This is a genomic window from Neobacillus drentensis, from assembly GCF_036965245.1.
Classification (GTDB): Bacteria; Bacillota; Bacilli; order Bacillales; family Cytobacillaceae; genus Neobacillus; species Neobacillus drentensis_G.
The window spans coordinates 37935-57246 of sequence record NZ_JBALPG010000048.1 but is presented as its reverse complement, the minus strand read 5'-3'; the positions used below and the strand labels follow the sequence as shown (position 1 = coordinate 57246).

General features: G+C 39.9%; 16 protein-coding genes and 1 pseudogene. 15 read left to right on the top strand and 2 right to left on the bottom strand.

What is annotated here, in order from left to right; genetic code table 11:
- The 9 genes and pseudogenes from V7150_RS11970 to yajC all read left to right on the top strand — a co-directional run.
- Nucleotides 1–557 (top strand): annotated as a pseudogene (locus tag V7150_RS11970) (hypothetical protein); the annotation flags it as partial.
- Nucleotides 544–1533 carry an aminoglycoside phosphotransferase family protein gene (locus V7150_RS11965; protein ID WP_335518094.1) on the top strand — a complete coding sequence of 330 codons (990 nt, stop codon included), beginning with the start codon at nucleotides 544–546 and terminating at the stop codon, nucleotides 1531–1533. The pseudogene V7150_RS11970 and the gene V7150_RS11965, both read left to right, overlap by 14 nt.
- A 270-nt stretch (nucleotides 1534–1803) precedes the next feature.
- Complete coding sequence (locus tag V7150_RS11960; RefSeq protein ID WP_335518091.1) at nucleotides 1804–2496, top strand: YhcN/YlaJ family sporulation lipoprotein; 693 nt, start codon at nucleotides 1804–1806, stop codon at nucleotides 2494–2496.
- A 138-nt stretch (nucleotides 2497–2634) separates the two neighbouring features.
- Nucleotides 2635–3189: an intercompartmental signaling factor BofC gene (locus V7150_RS11955; protein WP_335518315.1), complete on the top strand. Its 555-nt coding sequence runs from the start codon at nucleotides 2635–2637 to the stop codon at nucleotides 3187–3189.
- A gap of 328 nt (nucleotides 3190–3517) precedes the next feature.
- A complete protein-coding gene (ruvA, locus tag V7150_RS11950; RefSeq protein WP_335518088.1) occupies nucleotides 3518–4129 on the top strand; it encodes a Holliday junction branch migration protein RuvA in 612 nt (203 codons plus the stop codon).
- Nucleotides 4130–4139: 10 nt separating this feature from the next.
- On the top strand, nucleotides 4140–5141 hold the full coding sequence (gene ruvB / locus V7150_RS11945) for a Holliday junction branch migration DNA helicase RuvB (RefSeq protein ID WP_335518085.1): 1002 nt from the start codon (nucleotides 4140–4142) through the stop codon (nucleotides 5139–5141).
- A 30-nt stretch (nucleotides 5142–5171) separates the two neighbouring features.
- Entirely contained in the window at nucleotides 5172–6200 is a 1029-nt protein-coding gene (gene queA / locus V7150_RS11940; protein ID WP_335518082.1) for a tRNA preQ1(34) S-adenosylmethionine ribosyltransferase-isomerase QueA, read from the top strand.
- A gap of 208 nt (nucleotides 6201–6408) precedes the next feature.
- Nucleotides 6409–7548 (top strand): tRNA guanosine(34) transglycosylase Tgt, encoded by a 1140-nt coding sequence (gene tgt, locus V7150_RS11935; protein WP_335518079.1) that lies wholly within the window; start codon nucleotides 6409–6411, stop codon nucleotides 7546–7548.
- Nucleotides 7549–7577: 29 nt separating this feature from the next.
- Entirely contained in the window at nucleotides 7578–7868 is a 291-nt protein-coding gene (gene yajC, locus V7150_RS11930; RefSeq protein ID WP_283919658.1) for a preprotein translocase subunit YajC, read from the top strand.
- 111 nt (nucleotides 7869–7979) lie between these two features.
- Here yajC and V7150_RS11925 read toward each other — a convergent pair whose 3' ends face one another.
- Nucleotides 7980–8342 (bottom strand): TIGR04086 family membrane protein, encoded by a 363-nt coding sequence (locus V7150_RS11925; protein ID WP_335518076.1) that lies wholly within the window; start codon nucleotides 8340–8342, stop codon nucleotides 7980–7982.
- 265 nt (nucleotides 8343–8607) lie between these two features.
- On the opposite strand from V7150_RS11925, the gene V7150_RS11920 reads away from it, so the two are divergent.
- Nucleotides 8608–9279, top strand: coding sequence for a DUF421 domain-containing protein (locus tag V7150_RS11920; protein ID WP_335518074.1), 672 nt, complete (start codon nucleotides 8608–8610; stop codon nucleotides 9277–9279).
- Nucleotides 9280–9312: 33 nt separating this feature from the next.
- Here V7150_RS11920 and spoVB read toward each other — a convergent pair whose 3' ends face one another.
- A complete protein-coding gene (gene spoVB, locus V7150_RS11915; protein ID WP_335518071.1) occupies nucleotides 9313–10863 on the bottom strand; it encodes a stage V sporulation protein B in 1551 nt (516 codons plus the stop codon).
- 140 nt (nucleotides 10864–11003) lie between these two features.
- Here spoVB and V7150_RS11910 point away from each other — a divergent pair, with 140 nt between their 5' ends.
- From V7150_RS11910 to V7150_RS11890, 5 genes are all read left to right on the top strand, one after another.
- Nucleotides 11004–11300, top strand: coding sequence for a post-transcriptional regulator (locus tag V7150_RS11910; RefSeq protein WP_335518068.1), 297 nt, complete (start codon nucleotides 11004–11006; stop codon nucleotides 11298–11300).
- Nucleotides 11301–11430: 130 nt separating this feature from the next.
- Entirely contained in the window at nucleotides 11431–13695 is a 2265-nt protein-coding gene (secDF, locus tag V7150_RS11905) for a protein translocase subunit SecDF (RefSeq protein ID WP_335518065.1), read from the top strand.
- A 333-nt stretch (nucleotides 13696–14028) separates the two neighbouring features.
- The gene (recJ, locus tag V7150_RS11900) at nucleotides 14029–16392 is read left to right on the top strand and encodes a single-stranded-DNA-specific exonuclease RecJ (RefSeq protein ID WP_335518062.1); all 2364 of its coding nucleotides are present in this window, start codon (nucleotides 14029–14031) and stop codon (nucleotides 16390–16392) included.
- On the top strand, nucleotides 16383–16895 hold the full coding sequence (locus tag V7150_RS11895) for an adenine phosphoribosyltransferase (protein WP_283919651.1): 513 nt from the start codon (nucleotides 16383–16385) through the stop codon (nucleotides 16893–16895). The genes recJ and V7150_RS11895 overlap by 10 nt, the downstream gene beginning before the upstream one ends.
- A gap of 215 nt (nucleotides 16896–17110) precedes the next feature.
- Nucleotides 17111–19306 carry a RelA/SpoT family protein gene (locus tag V7150_RS11890; RefSeq protein WP_335518058.1) on the top strand — a complete coding sequence of 732 codons (2196 nt, stop codon included), beginning with the start codon at nucleotides 17111–17113 and terminating at the stop codon, nucleotides 19304–19306.
- Nucleotides 19307–19312: the final 6 nt, after the last annotated feature.

Genomic DNA, 19312 nt, shown 5'->3' with positions numbered 1-19312 from the left:
TGCCAGCAGGATATAGTCAGATGCCAACGGGATATCCAGCAGCCGCACCGACTGGTTACCCTGGGGCAGGACCTGCAACCGGCGGGTACCCAGCACAAAATCCGCCAGAATTGACCCAAACTTCACCTGTAATGCCTGGAACAATGTACGGTAAACCTGGGATGGGAGGCTCCCCATACGGTTATCCTCAAATGGGAGGGCCAGGACAACAAGTAATGGGAGGACATGGTTATGAATCGTCAGATATGATTGCACCTGCTGCCTATGGTCAAATGCCATTCGTGCAGAGCCGTTCACCTCAGGGGCTGCCTGTAGGAACAGGTGCAATGGTTGACTGCGGCTGTGGATCGGAGACTTCTTTGGATGTCATGCAACCTGCTGCCGCGGCACCTAATGCTGTTCCGACAAACTTTGTCCCACCGACACCGCCAATATACAGCGCCCCATATACGGGACCTGTCAATATTGCCCAGCCCCCATATATGAATCCATATGGAATAGGGCCAGTCGGTACAAATCCTTACGGTATGCCAGGTTACAGTGATGAAAGCATTTAATACTTCATTAAACAAAAAAGGGGACGATGATTATTTTAATCGTCTCCTCTCTTATTTTCAGTCGCAGTTTTTTGGAAAAATCATCCAATTTAAACCAATACGTAATTTAGTTTTTTTATTAAAAACCGCTAAACATACCTATATTATGAAAGGATATCATAGAAATAGCAGGCTTAGGCTTCAAGAAGCGTTTACAGCTACACTAAAAAAAGAGGGGTTTTTAAAAACATATTTATTTTTAGCTCCTCCAGTGAAAGAACAGCTTTTTTTTGAAGGAACCTACTTTGGCTGTATCGAGTACATTGCTCCTAATAAAACACCCTTTTCTTTTCATACACAAAAGAATCGTCAAGATGGGATTGAGCTTTTAGAACAATTTCATCAGACTACAGCCTCTTTTCAGTACCGTTATCGAACTTTGCTCCCAAAAGGTCATTTAAAGGAAAAATGGAGGGAGAGGCTCCATATTTTTTCAAATAATCTTCCCTTTTTACGATATTTTATGAATGAACCATTTATCTCAGAAATGATATCATGGGCCGATTGGTCACTGATGGGTATGGAAAAGCATGGCAGCTTTTTTCGAAATGAGCCTTTTGTTATCCTTCATGGAGATGTCGCCCATCATAATTTTTTACGTGACAGGAAAGGAAGTTTACATTTAATTGATTTTGATTTAATCAGCATCGGTCCCCCGTCATTCGATTATTTACAATATGCTAACAGGATTCTGCCCCATATCGACTGGTCATTTAAAAAGCTTGCAAGTTTAAAGCAAATAAAAAAATATTTACCAGAAGAGGCCTTTTTGTATGCCTTAGCTTATCCTGCCGATATTTTTCGAGAATGGAATCGATTGATTCGAGAAAAATCGTATAATGATCAAGCAAAGCTTAATCAAGTACTGGAACTATCCATCAGTCAGTTTTACACTAGAAAAAAATTTATTGATCAATTACAGGAATTATTAAAATAATATTGGCTGGAAAAGGGGCGGAGCATAACAATTGTAAATCAGCATGTCCAATCAAAGTAATCAATATATTTTTATGCGATGAACAAGGTGATGCCTAGCTCTGCTCACACCGTCTTTATTTTGTTAGGTCGGATTTTTAAATGAGTTAAAGTTCCATGTTGGATTGGTGATTAATGCCATATAAGTCAAGCGAATGAAATGGCCATGATAATTGCACCCTATAATTGAGCATGTAATGTATGCTCAGATTGTTTTGAGGGGGTTTTTCGCTTGAACAAGAAACAGTGGATGATTCCTCTTTCCGCATTCTTTGTGTTAGGTGCTGCGGGATGTGCAAGTGATAATAATCGTGCAGGAGTAAATGAAAACAACAATCCAGCACGACCGATTGGGTATTATTCCAATGAAAACCACCCCAATAATGGAAATGAGTTATTGAGGGATAATGATGGTGCGATAACTGAAATGATGGATCATAGTTTCGGGGAAGAAGATCAGGTTATTAACGAACAAAATAGAAGGCAGCAGCAAACTAGAGACGAAAATGGAAATCCCAAAAATCCAACAACCCCGTTAGCAAAAAAGGATCAAAACTTTTTCCAACGAGACAATCGTTTTAGCATGAGTGATATGAATTATCACGGTCATTTGAGTACAAATATAGGAAACACTGGAGTTGCTACGAATCCAAATTTCCAGGATAATTTTTCTAATAAAATTAGAAACAAAGTAGCAGCAATTAATAATGTCCAGGATGTAAGGTCTGTAGTATACGGAAATACGGTCATTGTATCGGTGAATTTATATGATACGAGTAAAGCAGCTGATACAAAGAGAGCCATAAAGAATGTGGTGAAGCCTTACGCAATGGGACGAACAGTAACCGTTATCACCGATGAGGGAACTCTCGGCCGCGACCGTAACATTCATAACGATTTTCAACGCAATAAGGGAGGACAGTAATCCCCTTCCGCTCGAAAATGGGCAAAGCACTCGAGGCTTTGCCTTTTTTTTAAAAGTAACCTCATTGGGATAAAAAAGGCAGAAAAAGGCTAAACTAGAACTGAAAAGAATGTACAATAACAATAAGAGGTGAGTAACATGAGAGTTAATGTGATAGCAATGTACCGGTTTGGATTAGCCGTATTTGCTGTTATTCTCTTCATGTTTATCGGTAGTGCCCCAGGAATGGTAACGACAGGCTCTGCTTCACAACAGGATAACCACCAAACACAACAAAAACCTGAGCCCTTAAACATGACGGTTATTTTGGAAAGAGTCTATCTTGATGGTGAATTAAGTCAGGAAGTAGTCCAAGAAACATGTTGGTCAATGGAGAATTTTTGGGCTAAATATGACCAGTGGCAGCTTACAGATATCAATGAATCGACGTTTGTATTTAGAAAACAAGTTGATGATATATCGCCTTTGCTGAAAGCAAATGGGTTTTTTGGTGTTACTGAAGATGGTATATTGACCATTTTTAATGGAAGACCTGGTCAATCACGAATCATTCAATCTTTTTTTCAAATAGATATCAAGAAGCTCGAAAGTAAAATACAAGAAGAGCTGATTCAAGGCATCCCAATTAAATCTAAAGATCATTATGTTGAAGTACTAGAAACATTCAAGCCTTATTCGTTAAAAAAAGAATAAGAACGACCCCAATCAGACTGATTTTGTAAATTCAGCCTGATTTTTTTTGCAATTTTCCTTGTCCAAACACGTTTTTATAGCTTTATTCAAGGTTATCAGCGAATTTTGAAGAGATTTCAGCGAATTTAGAAATATATCAGCGAATCACCATGATTTATCAGCGGATTCCAACCATTTATCAGCGAATCGGCAAAACTGAATAATTTGACTTTTCATTAAGGTGCGATTTTCTTCAACTACTATCTTTACTTATGATAAAATGAAAGACAGCATGAATTTCACAGCAGGTCCATCCAATGTGGGGTTCAAACTAGAGGAGAGAATACAATTGTATGAATTTATAAAAGGAACCGTCGAATTTGTCGGTCCAGAATATATTGTCATTGAAAATAATGGCATTGGCTATCAAATCTCAACACCAAACCCGTTTATTTATGCTGGTAAAATGGAAACAATGATAACAATCTATACATATCATTACGTTCGAGAAGACATCATGGCACTCTACGGCTTTGAAACAAGAGAAGAGAAAAAACTTTTTACAAAACTATTAAATGTTTCCGGAATTGGGCCAAAAGGGGCGCTCGCCATTCTTGCTTCTGGTGAAGTACAGCAGGTGGTCACAGCGATAGAAAACGAAGATGAAACCTTCCTGGTAAAATTCCCTGGTGTTGGTAAAAAAACAGCCCGGCAAATGATACTTGATTTAAAAGGGAAACTACAGGATATTGTGCCCGATTACTTCCCGAATCTATTTAATGCCGATCAGCTGCCCGTACATTCACAAGACAATAATTCGGCGTTTGATGAAGCCATCCTTGCCCTGAAGGCCCTTGGCTATTCAGAAAAAGAGATTAAAAAGATTTCACCTGAGATAAGGAAAGAACAGCTATCAACCGACCAATACATAAAAAAAGCCCTACAGCGGCTTTTAAAATAGGTGATGATTTATGGAAGAGCGGATTATTTCTAGTGAAGTGAACGAAAACGAGATTAGCATTGAACAAAGCCTTCGACCGCAAACCTTAAAACAATATATTGGGCAGAATCAGGTGAAGGAAAATCTCGAAATTTTTATTAAGGCAGCCAAACTTCGGAAGGAAACGTTAGACCATGTGCTCCTTTATGGACCGCCAGGATTAGGGAAGACAACCCTAGCTTGCATTATTGCTAATGAAATGGGAGTCAACATTCGGACAACCTCAGGACCGGCCATTGAAAGACCCGGCGATTTAGCTGCAATTCTAACGGCGCTAGAGCCTGGGGACGTGTTATTTATTGATGAAATTCACAGGCTGCCGCGAACAATTGAAGAGGTACTGTATCCGGCGATGGAGGATTTTTGCCTTGATATCGTTATTGGCAAAGGCCCAAGCGCCCGGTCTGTCCGCCTTGATCTCCCGCCGTTTACTCTTGTAGGTGCGACAACAAGGGCGGGATCCTTATCAGCTCCTTTGCGGGATCGATTTGGAGTTTTGAGCAGGCTCGAGTATTATAAAGAAGATCAATTAAAAAATATTGTCATAAGAACGGCTGAGCTGTTTGAGACGGAAATTGACGAACCTTCAGCTGCTGAAATTGCCAGGAGAGCAAGGGGAACCCCGAGGATTGCTAATCGGCTTCTCCGCAGGGTGAGAGATTTTGCTCAAGTAAAGGGAAATGGTACAATTAACCTTGTCCTTGCAAAAGAAGCTCTTGAACTGCTGCAGGTTGATCGTCTTGGTCTTGATCATATCGATCAGAAACTATTAAAAGGAATAGTTGAAAAATTCCGCGGCGGCCCTGTTGGCTTAGATACAATTGCTGCATCGATTGGCGAAGAAGCAGAAACCATTGAAGATGTTTATGAACCATATTTACTTCAAATCGGCTTTTTACAACGCACCCCAAGGGGAAGAGTAGTAACCGCTGCGGTTTATCACCATTTTGGAATGGAATTACCTTCTCCATGATAATTTTAATACAGATTAGGATGTCATAATATGAAAGTAGACTTGTTTGATTTTCATTTGCCTGAAGAATTAATTGCCCAAGTCCCGCTTAAAAATCGCGCAGAAAGCCGATTGATGGTGCTGGATAAACAAACAGGTGAGATTAAGCATGAAGTGTTTAAAGAGATAACCAAGTATTTGCGTGAAGGGGATTGCCTTGTCTTAAATGATACCAAGGTATTGCCTGCACGCCTTTTTGGTGTGAAAAAAGATACCGGTGCCAAAATTGAAGTCCTTTTGTTAAAACAGCTTGAAGGCGACAAGTGGGAAACACTCGTGAAACCGGCAAAGCGGGTGAAGGAAGGAACCGAAATTGAATTTGGTGATGGCCTCCTTAAAGCAGTATGTACCGGGACATCAGACCACGGCGGCAGAGTATTAGATTTTAAATACGAAGGTATATTTTATGAGGTGCTTGACCAATTAGGTGAAATGCCGCTGCCTCCATACATAAAAGAGCAGCTGGATGACCGGGATCGCTATCAGACAGTCTTTGCCCGCGAACCTGGTTCAGCCGCAGCCCCTACTGCAGGGCTTCATTTTACGGAGCCATTATTGGATGAAATAAGAGATAGGGGTGTTCATATCGCCTTTATCACGCTGCATGTAGGGCTTGGTACCTTCCGGCCTGTAAGTGTCGATGATGTACTGGAGCATGATATGCACTCCGAATTTTATACAGTAACTGACGAGACGGCCCGCTTGCTGAACGAAGTAAGAGATAAGGGTGGGAGAATCATTACTGTTGGGACAACTTCGACAAGAACTCTAGAGACAATTGCCTCACAAAATGATGGAAAGTTTACTGAGGGCAACGGCTGGACAAGTATTTTTATTTATCCAGGATATGAATTTAAAGCTATCGATGGCATGATTACCAATTTCCATCTGCCAAAATCAACCTTGATTATGCTTGTTAGTGCATTAGCAGGAAGAGAAAATATTCTGCACGCATACAACACAGCTGTTGAAGAACGATATCGCTTCTTCAGCTTTGGCGATGCCATGTTCATCATCTAGGGTAGGGAAAAGGGGCGGAGCGCCGCAAAAGGGAGTCTTTATATCCAATTGGTGCTGTAAATATATATTTTGCTCACTAGTTTGTAGTGAAGTCTAGCTCTGCTCACACCGCCTTTATTGGCAAGGATGGTTCTCTGAATAAAAATCCGTTGTAAATGGTGTGTTGTGAAACACTATTTATGTTTTGCATAAGGAAGGAGACAACAATTTGACTGCGATTCGCTATGAATTAATTAAAACATGTAAACAAACGGGGGCAAGGCTTGGCCGTGTCCATACACCGCACGGCTCCTTTGATACCCCTGCCTTCATGCCGGTAGGAACCCTTGCGACCGTAAAAACAATGTCGCCGGAAGATTTAAAAGAAATGGGTGCCGGGATCATATTAAGCAATACATATCATTTGTGGCTTCGCCCAGGGCATGAGATTATTAGAGAAGCAGGCGGTCTTCATAAATTTATGAACTGGGACCGGGCGATCTTAACGGATTCGGGCGGATTCCAAGTATTCAGTTTAAGTGAATTCCGTAAAATTGAAGAAGAAGGGGTTCATTTCCGCAACCATATGAGTGGCGAGAAGTTATTTTTATCACCTGAAAAGGCAATGGAAATCCAGAATGCCCTTGGTTCTGATATTATGATGGCCTTTGATGAGTGTCCTCCGTATCCGGCCACTTTTGAATATATGAAGAAGTCAGTCGAGCGGACATCCAGATGGGCTGAGCGCTGTTTAAATGCGCATCAGCGCCCTGAAGACCAAGGGTTATTTGGGATCGTCCAAGGAGGAGAATATGAGGAACTCCGTAAACAAAGTGCGAGAGACCTTACTTCTCTTGATTTCCCTGGATATGCTGTAGGCGGCTTATCTGTCGGCGAACCAAAGGATATAATGAATCGAATGCTTGAGTTCACAACGCCGCTGCTGCCGACAAATAAACCAAGGTATTTAATGGGCGTGGGTTCTCCCGACTCATTAATTGACGGCTCAATTCGCGGAATTGATATGTTTGACTGTGTTCTGCCAACACGTATTGCTAGAAATGGTACATTAATGACAAGCAATGGTCGTCTTGTGGTCAAGAACGCCCAATATGCTAGAGATTTTGGGCCGTTGGATCCTGAATGCGATTGCTACACATGCCGAAATTATAGCAGGGCCTATATCCGGCATTTGATTAAATGCGATGAAACATTTGGAATTCGTTTAACGTCTTACCATAATCTCTATTTTCTGTTAAGATTAATGGAGAAAGTCAGACAAGCCATTATGGAAGACCGGCTTGGTGATTTCCGTGAAGAGTTTTTTGAACGTTATGGTTTTAACAAACCGAACGCGAAAAATTTCTAATAGAACCATTTTGAAAGGAGGGAAACAAGATGCAAGGTTTGGGTACAATCATTCCATTAATATTAATGTTTGTATTATTTTATTTCCTATTAATTCGCCCGCAGCAAAAACGCCAAAAAGCAGTTGCACAAATGCAAAACGAATTGAAAAAGGGTGATAAAATTGTCACGATTGGTGGTTTACATGGTTTTATTGATTCAATCGATGATAATAAAGTCGTAATTAAATGTGGAGACGGCAGCCGTCTTACATATGACCGTAATGCCATTCGTGAAGTTACTGAGGCAGGCGCCGGTGAAGGCGTAAGTCTTTCAAAGTAAAAAGAAAAGCGGAAGCACCTGCTAAGTGTGCTGAAGTAAAACAGTCATCGAAGTTCAATAATTAATTTCGATAATTTAAAAAAGGAAGCCACCATTTATGGCTTCCTTTTTCTATGCTGATCGCCGGGAGTTATTCGTTGCGATATTAACCCCTAAAATTCCACCCATCATAGCTATTAAGGTATAGCAGGTATGATAAATAACTTGCTCCGCGTTAAACAAACGATCATAGCCAAGGTATTGAAACAAAAATACAACAAATGAATAAATCAGCCCCGTTAATCCGCCAATTAGCCAGCCTCTTTCTTTCCGTTTACCTCCGGAAAGAAAACCGCCTCCAAATAGCCCAATGAAAGATAAGGCTGTAATGACATATTGAAGAGATCCTTCCCGAGTAGATGTAAACCTAAGGATTAACCCAAAAATAAGGCTGCATATCACAGCAAAAGCAAAAATAAAAGTTAATCCGTACAAAATGGATGTACCAAAGCTTTTCGATTCGATATTAACTCTCCCCCTTCAGTGCTTTTAGGCCGGCAGGATCGTTCTTCATTTTTCTGTAATGCTGGCCTTACATGCAAGTTTCTTTCCTAGTACAAGCGTATTCATGGAAGGGAAAAAGTAGAATTAAATTTTTGATTCTTTTTACATTTAAACAATTGTTTGGTATATAATTCCTCTAATTTTTCTTTCAAGAATGTAAATAATATTTTGGAATGAAAAAAAGGGGCGGACAGCTGTGGCAGATTATATAACGATAGTAGCTCGAACAATTTTATTTTATTTACTCATCCTGGTCATATTCCGCTTAATGGGAAAGAGAGAAATTGGAGAACTAAGCATCCTTGATCTAGTTGTTTTTATCATGATTGGCGAACTAGCGGTCGTTGCCATTGAAAGACCGAATGTCAAGATATTTCATGCAATATTACCGATGGTTATATTGATGATTATCCAAGTAATAATGGCAATAGTGTCCTTAAAGAGTAAAAAATTTCGTAATCTTGTCGAGGGTAAGCCCAGCATTATTATAAACAGGGGAAAGATTGACGAAGTGGCGATGCGGAAGCAGCGTTATAATTTCGACGATTTAATGACCCAATTACGAGAAAAAGACATTCGCAGTATTGCAGATGTCGAGTTTGCCATCCTGGAATCTTCAGGAAGCTTATCTGTAATTGAAAAACTAGAGGATCCAAAAAAGCCAAAGAATCCAGTAAAGAATGGTGATATTACGATTCCATTAATTTTAGATGGTAATATTGAGGAAGAAAATTTGAAAAGAATTAACAAAACAAACTTGTGGCTTCGTCAAGAATTGAAAAAAAGAGGATATCGGGATATAAAAAGAATTTCTTTTTGCAGCTTTGAAAACGAGAAGTTCTTTATTGATTTAAAGGATGATAATTAAGAAGACACGCCAAATTCGGCATGTCTTCTTTTTTTAAAATGAAAACAGGTTTCCAATCCATGGAATTCGTCTAAGCTCATCTTTTTTTATTAGGCGAAATATAACCAACAAGAGGAAATAGGAAATGGTCATTACGAGTATTGCAGTTAATGTTCTAATTGCTAGGTGTCCAGTTATAGAGATATTCTCAAAAATCCAAAAGCCTAACCAACCCGATACCCCTATAGCTAAAAATCCCTTCAAATAATCACGTATATAAAATGAAAAGGCAACTTTTTTCATTACAGTTGCAAAGTGAAGACCCGTAACGAGCACAAAGCCGACGACAATCCCGAGCGCTGCTCCGATAATACCGAACGAGGGCTGGGAGGCGAGTAAAAAAATCACCGCCGTTTTGACAACTGCTCCAATAAGGCTATTAATCATCGCAGCTCTCGCAAGGTTTAATGCCTGTAAAACTGCTTGCAGCGGTCCTTGATAGTAATAAAACAAAAAGAAAGGTGCCATAATACGGATAAGATATGAACCCTTTGTTGAACCGTACATGAGCTGCATAAGCGGGTCTGCCAATACATAAAGGACAATTACAGCAAGTCCGCCTGTTAAAAAAACAAAGCGCAATGCTTGCTGCAGACGGTATTCAATCAATTTATGATTGTTTCTTGAATTAGCTTCACTGATTGCCGGGACAAGTGATGTTGATAATGAATAGGTAACAAATGACGGAAGCATTAATAACGGCATCGCGTAGCCGGTTAAGGCTCCATATTGTTTTGTTGCATTTACTGCGATGACCCCGGCAAGGGCTAAGCTGTGGGCAACAACAATCGGTTCAAAAAACCAGGCGATTGAACCAATCATCCTGCTACCCATTGTTGGCAGTGCAATCTCCATTAACTCTTTGAAAGTTCTCTTTCCTTTTTGAACGTATTGAAAGAAATTTTTTCTGAGCTTAAACCGCTTTTTTAATTTAAATGTGGTTAATAGATAAACGAGCGAAAGTAATTCACCCAAAACAGAAGCTGCCATTGCTGCTGCAGCTGCATATTCAACCCCATATGGAAGAAATGTTTTTGTCGCTGTTGCGATTAAAGTTATTCTTACAATCTGCTCTAAAATTTGAGAAATAGCTGATGGACGCATGTTTTGCCGTCCTTGGAAATAGCCTCTTAAAACAGAAGAAACCGCGATAATCGGTATTGCTGGCGCAATCGCTATTAATGGATAATATGTCCTTGGATCGGTGAACAGTGTATTTGATAGAATTGGTGCAAGTAAAATTAATGCAGGCGTTATAATGATTGATAAGCCAATCGTTATCGCCAGGGAAACGACAAGGATTTTTTTAATTTCAGCATAATCCTTTCTAGCTTCCGCCTCGGCAATATTTTTAGAGATGGCCACCGGAAGCCCTAATTGGGTGATCGTAACCACAAGAATAAACGTAGGATATGCCATCATATATAAGCCGACGCCTTCTTCACCAATGCTGCGTGCAAGGACAATTCGATAAATAAAGCCAAGAACTCGTGTAATGAAGCCGGCTGCTAATAGGATAACAGTCCCTTTTAAAAACTTTGACATGCTGTTTCCCACCTTCTCAAAAAAGAAGAATTCATTTACAATTAACTATATGCCTAATGGTGGACAAAGCATGACAAGTAGTAAAAGCTTTTTGCAAAGGTTTAATTAATTGGGAGATTTCCCAGGGGAGGCAGTTTAGAATGGAGGTTAGTCACAGATACGAACATTATCGTACCCATGTACAGCCAGCACTAGCAAGTAAGCTTGCAGAATTTCACTTGTTGGGTTATGATTCTGTAACCGAAAAAGAGCTTTGGGAATTCTTAATCAAGAAAAAATGGAAAAAGGAAAAGGAAGAAAAACGGCTTTACGAATTGATCCAAGAAATTCTCTCTGTAAAGGTGAGTGATTTCATCAGCTTCGCGACGATTGAGGCATATAAAACTGCCGACTTTTCCTTTGATGATGAAGATGAATTGAAAGAGTTGTTGAAATAATCCTGCCTTTTTCAAATTGACAGTAATTCCTACTTATTTCATAATGTAAACAGTGACTTTTTAATTTTTTTACGATAAGGCTAGTCTGTAACAGTGCAATTGGACAGGCACTAAGGAGGAACAATACATAATGGTAAAGCGAAGTAGAATTATTGCTTTCTTTCTTGTGGTCCTAATATTAGGGGGCACAATGGGAGCAACAACCAAGAACATTTTAAACAATATTAAGCTTGGACTGGACCTTCAAGGTGGATTTGAGGTTTTGTACGAGGTTCAACCGGCTAAAAAAGGTCAAAAAATTGATAAGGAAGTGTTGGCAAATACAGCTGAAGCCCTCGATAAGCGGATTAACGTCCTCGGTGTAAGTGAACCCAACATCCAAATCGAAGGGACAGACCGAATTCGTGTTCAGCTCGCTGGGGTCACTGACCAAAACAAGGCACGTGAAATGTTGTCTACACAGGCAAATTTAACATTCCGGGACGCAAATGACCGTCTAATGATGGACGGGTCAGACTTAAAGCAAGGAGGGGCAAAACAAACTTTTGATGAAAAAGGTGCTCCAAGCGTTTCGTTGACATTAAAAGATGCTAATAAATTCCGTAAAGTTTCAGAAGAAATTATGAACATGGCACCAAACAATGAGCTTGTTATTTGGCTTGATTTTGAAGAAGGAAAAGACTCCTTTAAAACGGAAGTAACAAAACCAAATCCCAAATTTTTATCAGCTCCAACTGTAAGGCAAATATTTAATCAAGATACGGTTTCGATTGTAGGCAGCTTTACTGCGCAAGAGGCTAAAACCTTAGCTAATCTTTTAAATGCCGGGTCATTACCTGTAAAGCTGAAGGAAGTATACTCTACTTCTGTCGGAGCAAAATTTGGTGAACAAGCATTAAATGATACGATATTGGCCGGAATTATCGGTGTCGCAATCATTTACCTATTTATGCTTTTCTATTATCGTTTTCCTGGCTTCATTGCCACTGTTACGTTATCCATTTATATTTATCTCGTCCTCTTAATATTTGACTGGATGAACGGCGTCCTGACACTGCCGGGTATCGCCGCGATTATCCTCGGGGTCGGGATGGCCGTTGATGCCAACATTATTACCTATGAACGGATTAGAGAAGAGCTTAAAGTGGGCAAATCGATTAAAGCGGCCTTTCTGGCAGGTGAAAAAAATGCCTTTTCATCGATTCTTGACTCTAACCTTACAACACTCTTGACTGCAGGTGTGCTTTTCTTCTATGGGACAAGCTCTGTAAAAGGGTTTGCGACAATGTTAATTGTAAGTATTTTAATGAGCTTTTTAACGGCTGTTTTCGGTTCACGCCTATTTTTAGGGCTTTGGGTCCATAGCGGCATCTTTAAAAAGAAACCAAGCTGGTTTGGTGTCAAACAGTCCGATATCAGGGACATCGCTGAAAATATTGATACATTGGATCTGCCAACTCGTTTTGACAAGCTTGATTTTGTCAAGCATAGAAAGAAATTTTTCACGATTTCAGGAGTTTTACTTGGTGTCGGTATAGTGGTGCTCCTTGTCTTTCGTTTAAATTTATCGATTGATTTCACAAGCGGAACACGTGTAGAAATATTATCAAACACTCCGTTGACTGTTCAAAAAATTAACAGCTCATTTGACAAGCTTCATCTGAAAACAGATGATGTGGTCATTTCTGGTGAAAAGCAGAATATTGGGGCTGCTCGTCTTGTCGGCGTTCTTTCGAAAAATGAAATTGCTAAGTTGAAATCGGAGTTTAAAAAGGAATATGGTTCCGAACCAAACGTTAGCACCGTTTCCCCGACTGTTGGGAAAGAATTGGCGAAAAGTGCCTTTATTGCGCTTTTAATTGCCTCGATCGGGATTATTATTTATGTAAGTTTCCGTTTTGAACTCTCTATGGCAATTGCTGCGATAGTGTCTCTGCTCCATGATGCATTCTTTATGATAGCATTCTTCAGTATTACGAGACTTGAGGTTGATTTAACATTTATCGCAGCTGTGTTAACGATTGTTGGTTATTCAATTAACGATACCATCGTTACCTTTGACCGGATGCGTGAGAATATGCAAAAGAAAAAACGGCTTAAAACTAATGCGGATATTGCTGAGGTATTAAATGTAAGTACCCGCCAAACATTGACTCGCTCTATCAACACCGTCTTAACTGTGTTAATTACAGTAGTGGCTCTTGTTATTTTTGGCAGTGAATCGATCCGTAACTTCTCAATCGCCTTGTTGGTAGGATTAATGGTCGGTGTTTATTCATCCATTTGTATTGCTGGTCCTCTCTGGTATGTATTAAAGACAAAAGAGCTTAAAAAGAAAGGCGTTATAAAAACAGTGAAAGAGAAGAGAAAATACTCTGATCAGCCACAAGTATAAAGAAAAGCGGAAGCGCCTTGCTCAGGGGCGATATAGGAAGAATTATCGACTGGCAAGCATCGCGAAGCCAGAGATTAGTCTCCCTTAATGCGTACAGAAAGCGATAGCTTTCTGTAGCCAGGCATAGGACGAGCCGGCGAGAAGGCTGCTCTTTAGCCTTCTTGACGGATTGGCTTATGACCCCGAGCCCCTAGGCGCTGCAGCTGGACAGTTATCAAAGTTCTATGTATAAATTCTAAAAAGAAAAGCCGCAGATTATCTGCGGTTTTTCTTTTTATTGAAAGGTTTTTTCTACTCCTGTATAATAAATAAGTCTGAGGGGTGAACAAACAAATGTTAAATTCAAAAACAAAATGGGTTGTTCGCAGTTCTGATAACAATCTAGTAAATATGCTAGCAAATGAATTGAAGATAACACCTCTAGTTGCGTCACTGCTTGTCAATCGTGGCTTAGATACCGTAGATTCTGCACGGTATTTTTTATTTGGGAAGGATGAGTTCCATGATCCTTATCTTTTAAAAGGGATGGATCTTGCGGTTAAGAGAATACATGACGCCATCGAAAGCCAAGAACCGATTCTCATTTTTGGTGATTATGACGCTGACGGTGTAAGCAGTACATCGGTATTAATGATCACACTCCGTGATCTGGGTGCCAATGTCCAATTTTACATCCCGAATCGCTTTACAGAAGGTTATGGGCCGAATGAACCAGCATTCCGTCAGGCGGCGGAAAATGGAATAAATTTGATTATTACCGTGGATACTGGAATATCAGCTGTCCATGAAGCAGCCATTGCGAAAGAACTGGGAATTGACCTAATAATTACCGATCATCATGAGCCTGGTCCAGTCTTACCTGAAGCACTTGCGATTATTCACCCAAAGCTTCCTGATAGTATTTATCCGTTTCGGGAGCTTGCAGGTGTAGGCGTCGCTTTTAAACTCGCTCATGCCCTCTATGGAGAAATTCCTGAGCATTTGTTTGAAATAGCCGTTATTGGTACAATAGCAGACTTAGTATCATTAAAGGGCGAAAATCGCCTGATAGCCAAAAAAGGTCTAGAAAAACTGAAATCGACGCAAAATTTAGGTCTTAAAGCTATCCTAAAATTGGCTGGGGTCGACCCTATGACAATTAATGAAGAAACAATCGGTTTTACACTTGCACCGAGAATTAACGCTGTCGGAAGGTTGGAAGATGCTGATTTAGCTGTTCAGCTGATCCTGACAGATGACCCTGAAGAAGCGCAACAATTAGCTGAAGAGATGGATGTCTTAAATAAGACAAGACAAACGATTGTCAATACGATTACAGCCGAGGCAATCGAAGAGGTAGAAAATAATTATCCAATAGAGTCGAATAAGGTTCTTGTCGTCGGCAAGGAAGGCTGGAATGCTGGTGTTATTGGGATTGTCGCCTCGAGACTTGTTGAAAAATACTATCGGCCGACAATAGTGTTAAATTTTGATCCAGATAAAGGTGTAGCAAAGGGCTCTGCCCGGAGTATTGCAGGATTTGATTTATTTAAAAATTTATCAACTTGCCGGGATATTCTCCCTCACTTTGGCGGACATCCAATGGCTGCAGGAATGACTTTACAGCTTGAAGATGTTGCCGGGCTTCGGACAAGATTAAATATGCTCGCTGAAGAGCAGTTAACTGCAGATGATTTTATCCCTGTTACCTATCTTGACGAAGAAATCCATCTCGAAGATATTCATTTATCCTCGTTAGAAGAATTGAATTTGCTTTCTCCGTTTGGCATGGACAACCCGAAGCCAAAAGTTTTAATAAATAACGTTGAAGTTGCCAGTATGAGAAAGATTGGCAGTGAGCAAAACCATCTAAAGGTTCTAGTGAATGAAGGCGGTGCAAATCTTGATGGAGTAGGCTTTGGATTAGGCGCTCTAGCTGACCAAATTTCACCTGCATCAAAAATTTCATTAATTGGGGAATTATCTATTAATGAATGGAACAATATTCGTAGGCCACAAATTTTTATCCACGATATCAAGGTTGAATCATGGCAGTTATTTGACTATCGCGGACAAAAGCGAATCAACAGCATGGCAAACACTGTACCTGCTGAAAACAGGAAATTCATTATTTTTAATAAAGAACATCTTGAAAAAATAAACGACGATCTGAAGGCTGAGACGATTTTCATTCGAGATATCGAAGAGGCAAGGGCATTTGATTGTAATAAGGCAAATATCGTCTTAGTCGATTTTCCGCCATCTAAAGAGATGTTAAAAGTTTTATTAGAAGGAAGACAGCCGTCAAGGATTTATGCTTATTTTTATAAAGAATCTAGTGACTTTTTTAGCACGGTTCCGACTCGTGACCATTTTAAATGGTACTATGCCTACCTTTTGAAAAAAGGTCCGGTTGACCTTAAGCGTCATGGAGATGTCATTGCCAAATATCGCGGCTGGTCGCAGGAAACGATTATCTTTATGTCAAAGGTGTTTTCTGAACTAGATTTTGTTACAATAAACAATGGATTTATTACTTTGAATAGTCAAGCGCAAAAGCGTGATTTAACTGACTCAAGAACCTATCAAACTAAACAGGCGCAATATGCACTTGAAAGGGATTTATTGTTCTCGTCCTTTCAGGAATTAAAAGGCTGGTTCGATCAAGTCATTCAAGAGTCGGTTAAAACTGAGGAGGCAATTGAAGAATGGATTTAAAGCAATTTATTACAATCGTACCTGATTGGCCAAAGCCGGGAATTAAATTTAAAGATATCACCCCTTTAATGAATGATGGTGAAGCATATAGATATGCAACAGACCAAATCGTTTCTTATGCAAAAGAGAAAGAAATTGATCTAATTGTTGGACCTGAAGCACGGGGATTCATTATTGGCTGTCCTGTTGCTTATTCGCTTGGAGTAGGTTTTGCTCCAGTCCGCAAAGAGGGTAAACTTCCAAGGGAAACCATTAAAGTCGGCTACGGACTCGAATATGGTAAAGATGTTCTAACCATTCATAAAGATGCAATTAAGCCAGGGCAGCGTGTTTTAATTACGGATGATTTGTTAGCAACTGGCGGCACAATAGAAGCAACCATTCAACTAGTGGAACAACTCGGCGGTGTTGTAGCTGGTATCGCTTTCTTAGTTGAGTTAGGTTATTTAGAAGGACGTAAAAAGCTCAATGGCTATGATATTTTAACATTGATGCACTATTAAATAATGCAAGAGGGCACTCAGGAGAGTGCTCTCTTTATCTAATTTTAGGAATTGGAAAATATTTTTCGACTGTTTTTTTCATAATTTGCAGAAAAAACTTCTCAATCTCTTTACATCTTCGCTTTTTTTTTCGATAATAGTAACAATCATTCAAATTAGGAACGATATAACATTTAAATATAAAATAAAAATGAGATGAAAAAAAAGGTGATTTCATGGCGAATGATCAAGTGTTAACAGCCGACCAAGTCATCGACAAGACTCGGAATTACTTAAATGAGGAGCATGTTGAGTTAGTCAAAAAAGCGTATGAATACGCCAAACATGCTCATCGTGAACAATATCGAAAATCGGGAGAGCCGTATATCATCCATCCGATTCAGGTTGCAGGCATTCTTGCAGACCTTGAGATGGATCCAGCAACGGTTGCTGCTGGTTTTCTCCATGACGTTGTGGAAGATACAAGTGTTTCCTTAAAAGATATTGAGGAAGTCTTTAACGACGAAGTGGCCATGCTTGTCGATGGGGTAACTAAATTAGGGAAAATTAAATATAAATCTCATGAGGAACAACAGGCGGAAAACCATCGGAAAATGTTTGTAGCTATGGCACAAGACATTCGGGTGATTCTGATCAAACTTGCTGACCGTTTGCATAATATGCGGACACTAAAACATCTTCCAGTAGAAAAACAACGTCGGATTTCAAATGAGACAATTGAAATTTTTGCACCTTTAGCTCATCGTCTTGGTATTTCTAAGATTAAATGGGAGTTGGAGGATACTGCATTAAGGTATTTAAATCCGCAGCAATATTACCGGATTGTAAACTTAATGAAGAAGAAACGTGCAGAGCGGGAGCAATATTTAGAGGATGTCATCGAAGAAGTCAAGTCACGGATGGATGAAGTCAACATAAAAGCTGAACTATCCGGACGTCCAAAGCATATTTATAGCATCTATCGGAAAATGGCCTTACAAAATAAGCAATTCAGTGAAATTTATGACTTGCTTGCCGTACGTATTGTGGTTAACAGTATTAAAGACTGCTACGCTATTCTCGGAATCATCCATACTTGCTGGAAGCCTATGCCCGGCCGCTTCAAGGATTATATCGCGATGCCAAAGCCAAATATGTATCAGTCCTTGCATACTACTGTGATTGGTCCAAAGGGTGACCCGCTTGAGGTGCAAATTCGGACATACGAAATGCACCAGATTGCTGAATTCGGGGTTGCTGCACACTGGGCATACAAAGAAGGAAAATCCATTAGCGATAGCTCGACATTCGAACAAAAACTAACCTGGTTCAGGGAAATTCTCGAGTTCCAAAATGATACCGCCAATGCGGAAGAGTTTATGGAGTCATTGAAAATTGACCTATTTTCAGATATGGTTTTTGTATTTACTCCAAAAGGCGATGTGATTGAATTACCGTCCGGTTCTGTTCCAATTGATTTTGCCTATCGTATTCACTCTGAAATCGGTAATAAAACGATCGGTGCGAAAGTAAACGGCAAAATGGTGACGCTTGACTACAGGCTTAAGACTGGTGATATTATTGAAATTCTCACATCAAAACATTCATACGGCCCAAGTCAGGATTGGCTGAAGCTGGCGCAAACCTCGCAAGCGAAAAATAAGATTCGGGCATTCTTTAAGAAGCAGCGCCGTGATGAAAATGTTATTAAAGGTAAAGAACTGGTTGAAAAAGAAATCCGGAATATGGAGTTCGATCTTAAAGAAATTTTAACTTCGGACAATTTAAAAAAGGTTGCGGAAAAATTTAATTTTTCAAATGAAGAAGATATGTTTGCTGCGGTCGGTTATAACGGTGTAACAGCCCTTCAGGTAGCCAATCGGTTAACCGAGAAATGGCGTAAAAAACGCGACCAGGAACAGTCAGCCAGCATTACCAACGTGATTTCTGATTTAAAATCCTTCCCATCTAATAAGAAACGGGAATCGGGTGTCCGGGTCCAAGGCATTGATAACCTATTAATCCGCTTATCAAGATGCTGTAATCCGGTTCCGGGAGATGAAATTGTTGGCTATATCACGAAAGGACGCGGTGTCTCTGTCCATCGCTCCGATTGTACGAATATCGATTCAAATGATGCCCAATCAAGATTAATTCCGGTTGAGTGGGAATCTTCCCTAAATGACCGGAAAGAATATAACGTGGATATTGAAATCAGCGGCTACGATCGCAGTGGACTGTTGAATGAAGTTCTACAAGCAGTTAATGAGACGAAAACAAATATTTCTGCCGTTACTGGTAAATCTGACCGCAATAAAATGGCGACGATAATTATGTCAATTGCGATTCATAATGTTAACCACCTGCATAAGGTAGTGGATCGAATTAAACAAATCCCAGATATATATTCAGTTCGCCGGATTATGAATTAAGGAGTT

Coding starts and splice junctions, on each gene's coding strand:
- V7150_RS11965 (WP_335518094.1), top strand. CDS start 544: ATGAAAGCATTTAATACTTCATTAAACAAAAAAGGGGACGATGATTAT.
- V7150_RS11955 (WP_335518315.1), top strand. CDS start 2,635: ATGAGAGTTAATGTGATAGCAATGTACCGGTTTGGATTAGCCGTATTT.
- ruvB (WP_335518085.1), top strand. CDS start 4,140: ATGGAAGAGCGGATTATTTCTAGTGAAGTGAACGAAAACGAGATTAGC.
- queA (WP_335518082.1), top strand. CDS start 5,172: ATGAAAGTAGACTTGTTTGATTTTCATTTGCCTGAAGAATTAATTGCC.
- yajC (WP_283919658.1), top strand. CDS start 7,578: ATGCAAGGTTTGGGTACAATCATTCCATTAATATTAATGTTTGTATTA.
- spoVB (WP_335518071.1), bottom strand. CDS start 10,863: ATGTCAAAGTTTTTAAAAGGGACTGTTATCCTATTAGCAGCCGGCTTC.
- V7150_RS11910 (WP_335518068.1), top strand. CDS start 11,004: ATGGAGGTTAGTCACAGATACGAACATTATCGTACCCATGTACAGCCA.
- secDF (WP_335518065.1), top strand. CDS start 11,431: ATGGTAAAGCGAAGTAGAATTATTGCTTTCTTTCTTGTGGTCCTAATA.
- recJ (WP_335518062.1), top strand. CDS start 14,029: ATGTTAAATTCAAAAACAAAATGGGTTGTTCGCAGTTCTGATAACAAT.
- V7150_RS11895 (WP_283919651.1), top strand. CDS start 16,383: ATGGATTTAAAGCAATTTATTACAATCGTACCTGATTGGCCAAAGCCG.
- V7150_RS11890 (WP_335518058.1), top strand. CDS start 17,111: ATGGCGAATGATCAAGTGTTAACAGCCGACCAAGTCATCGACAAGACT.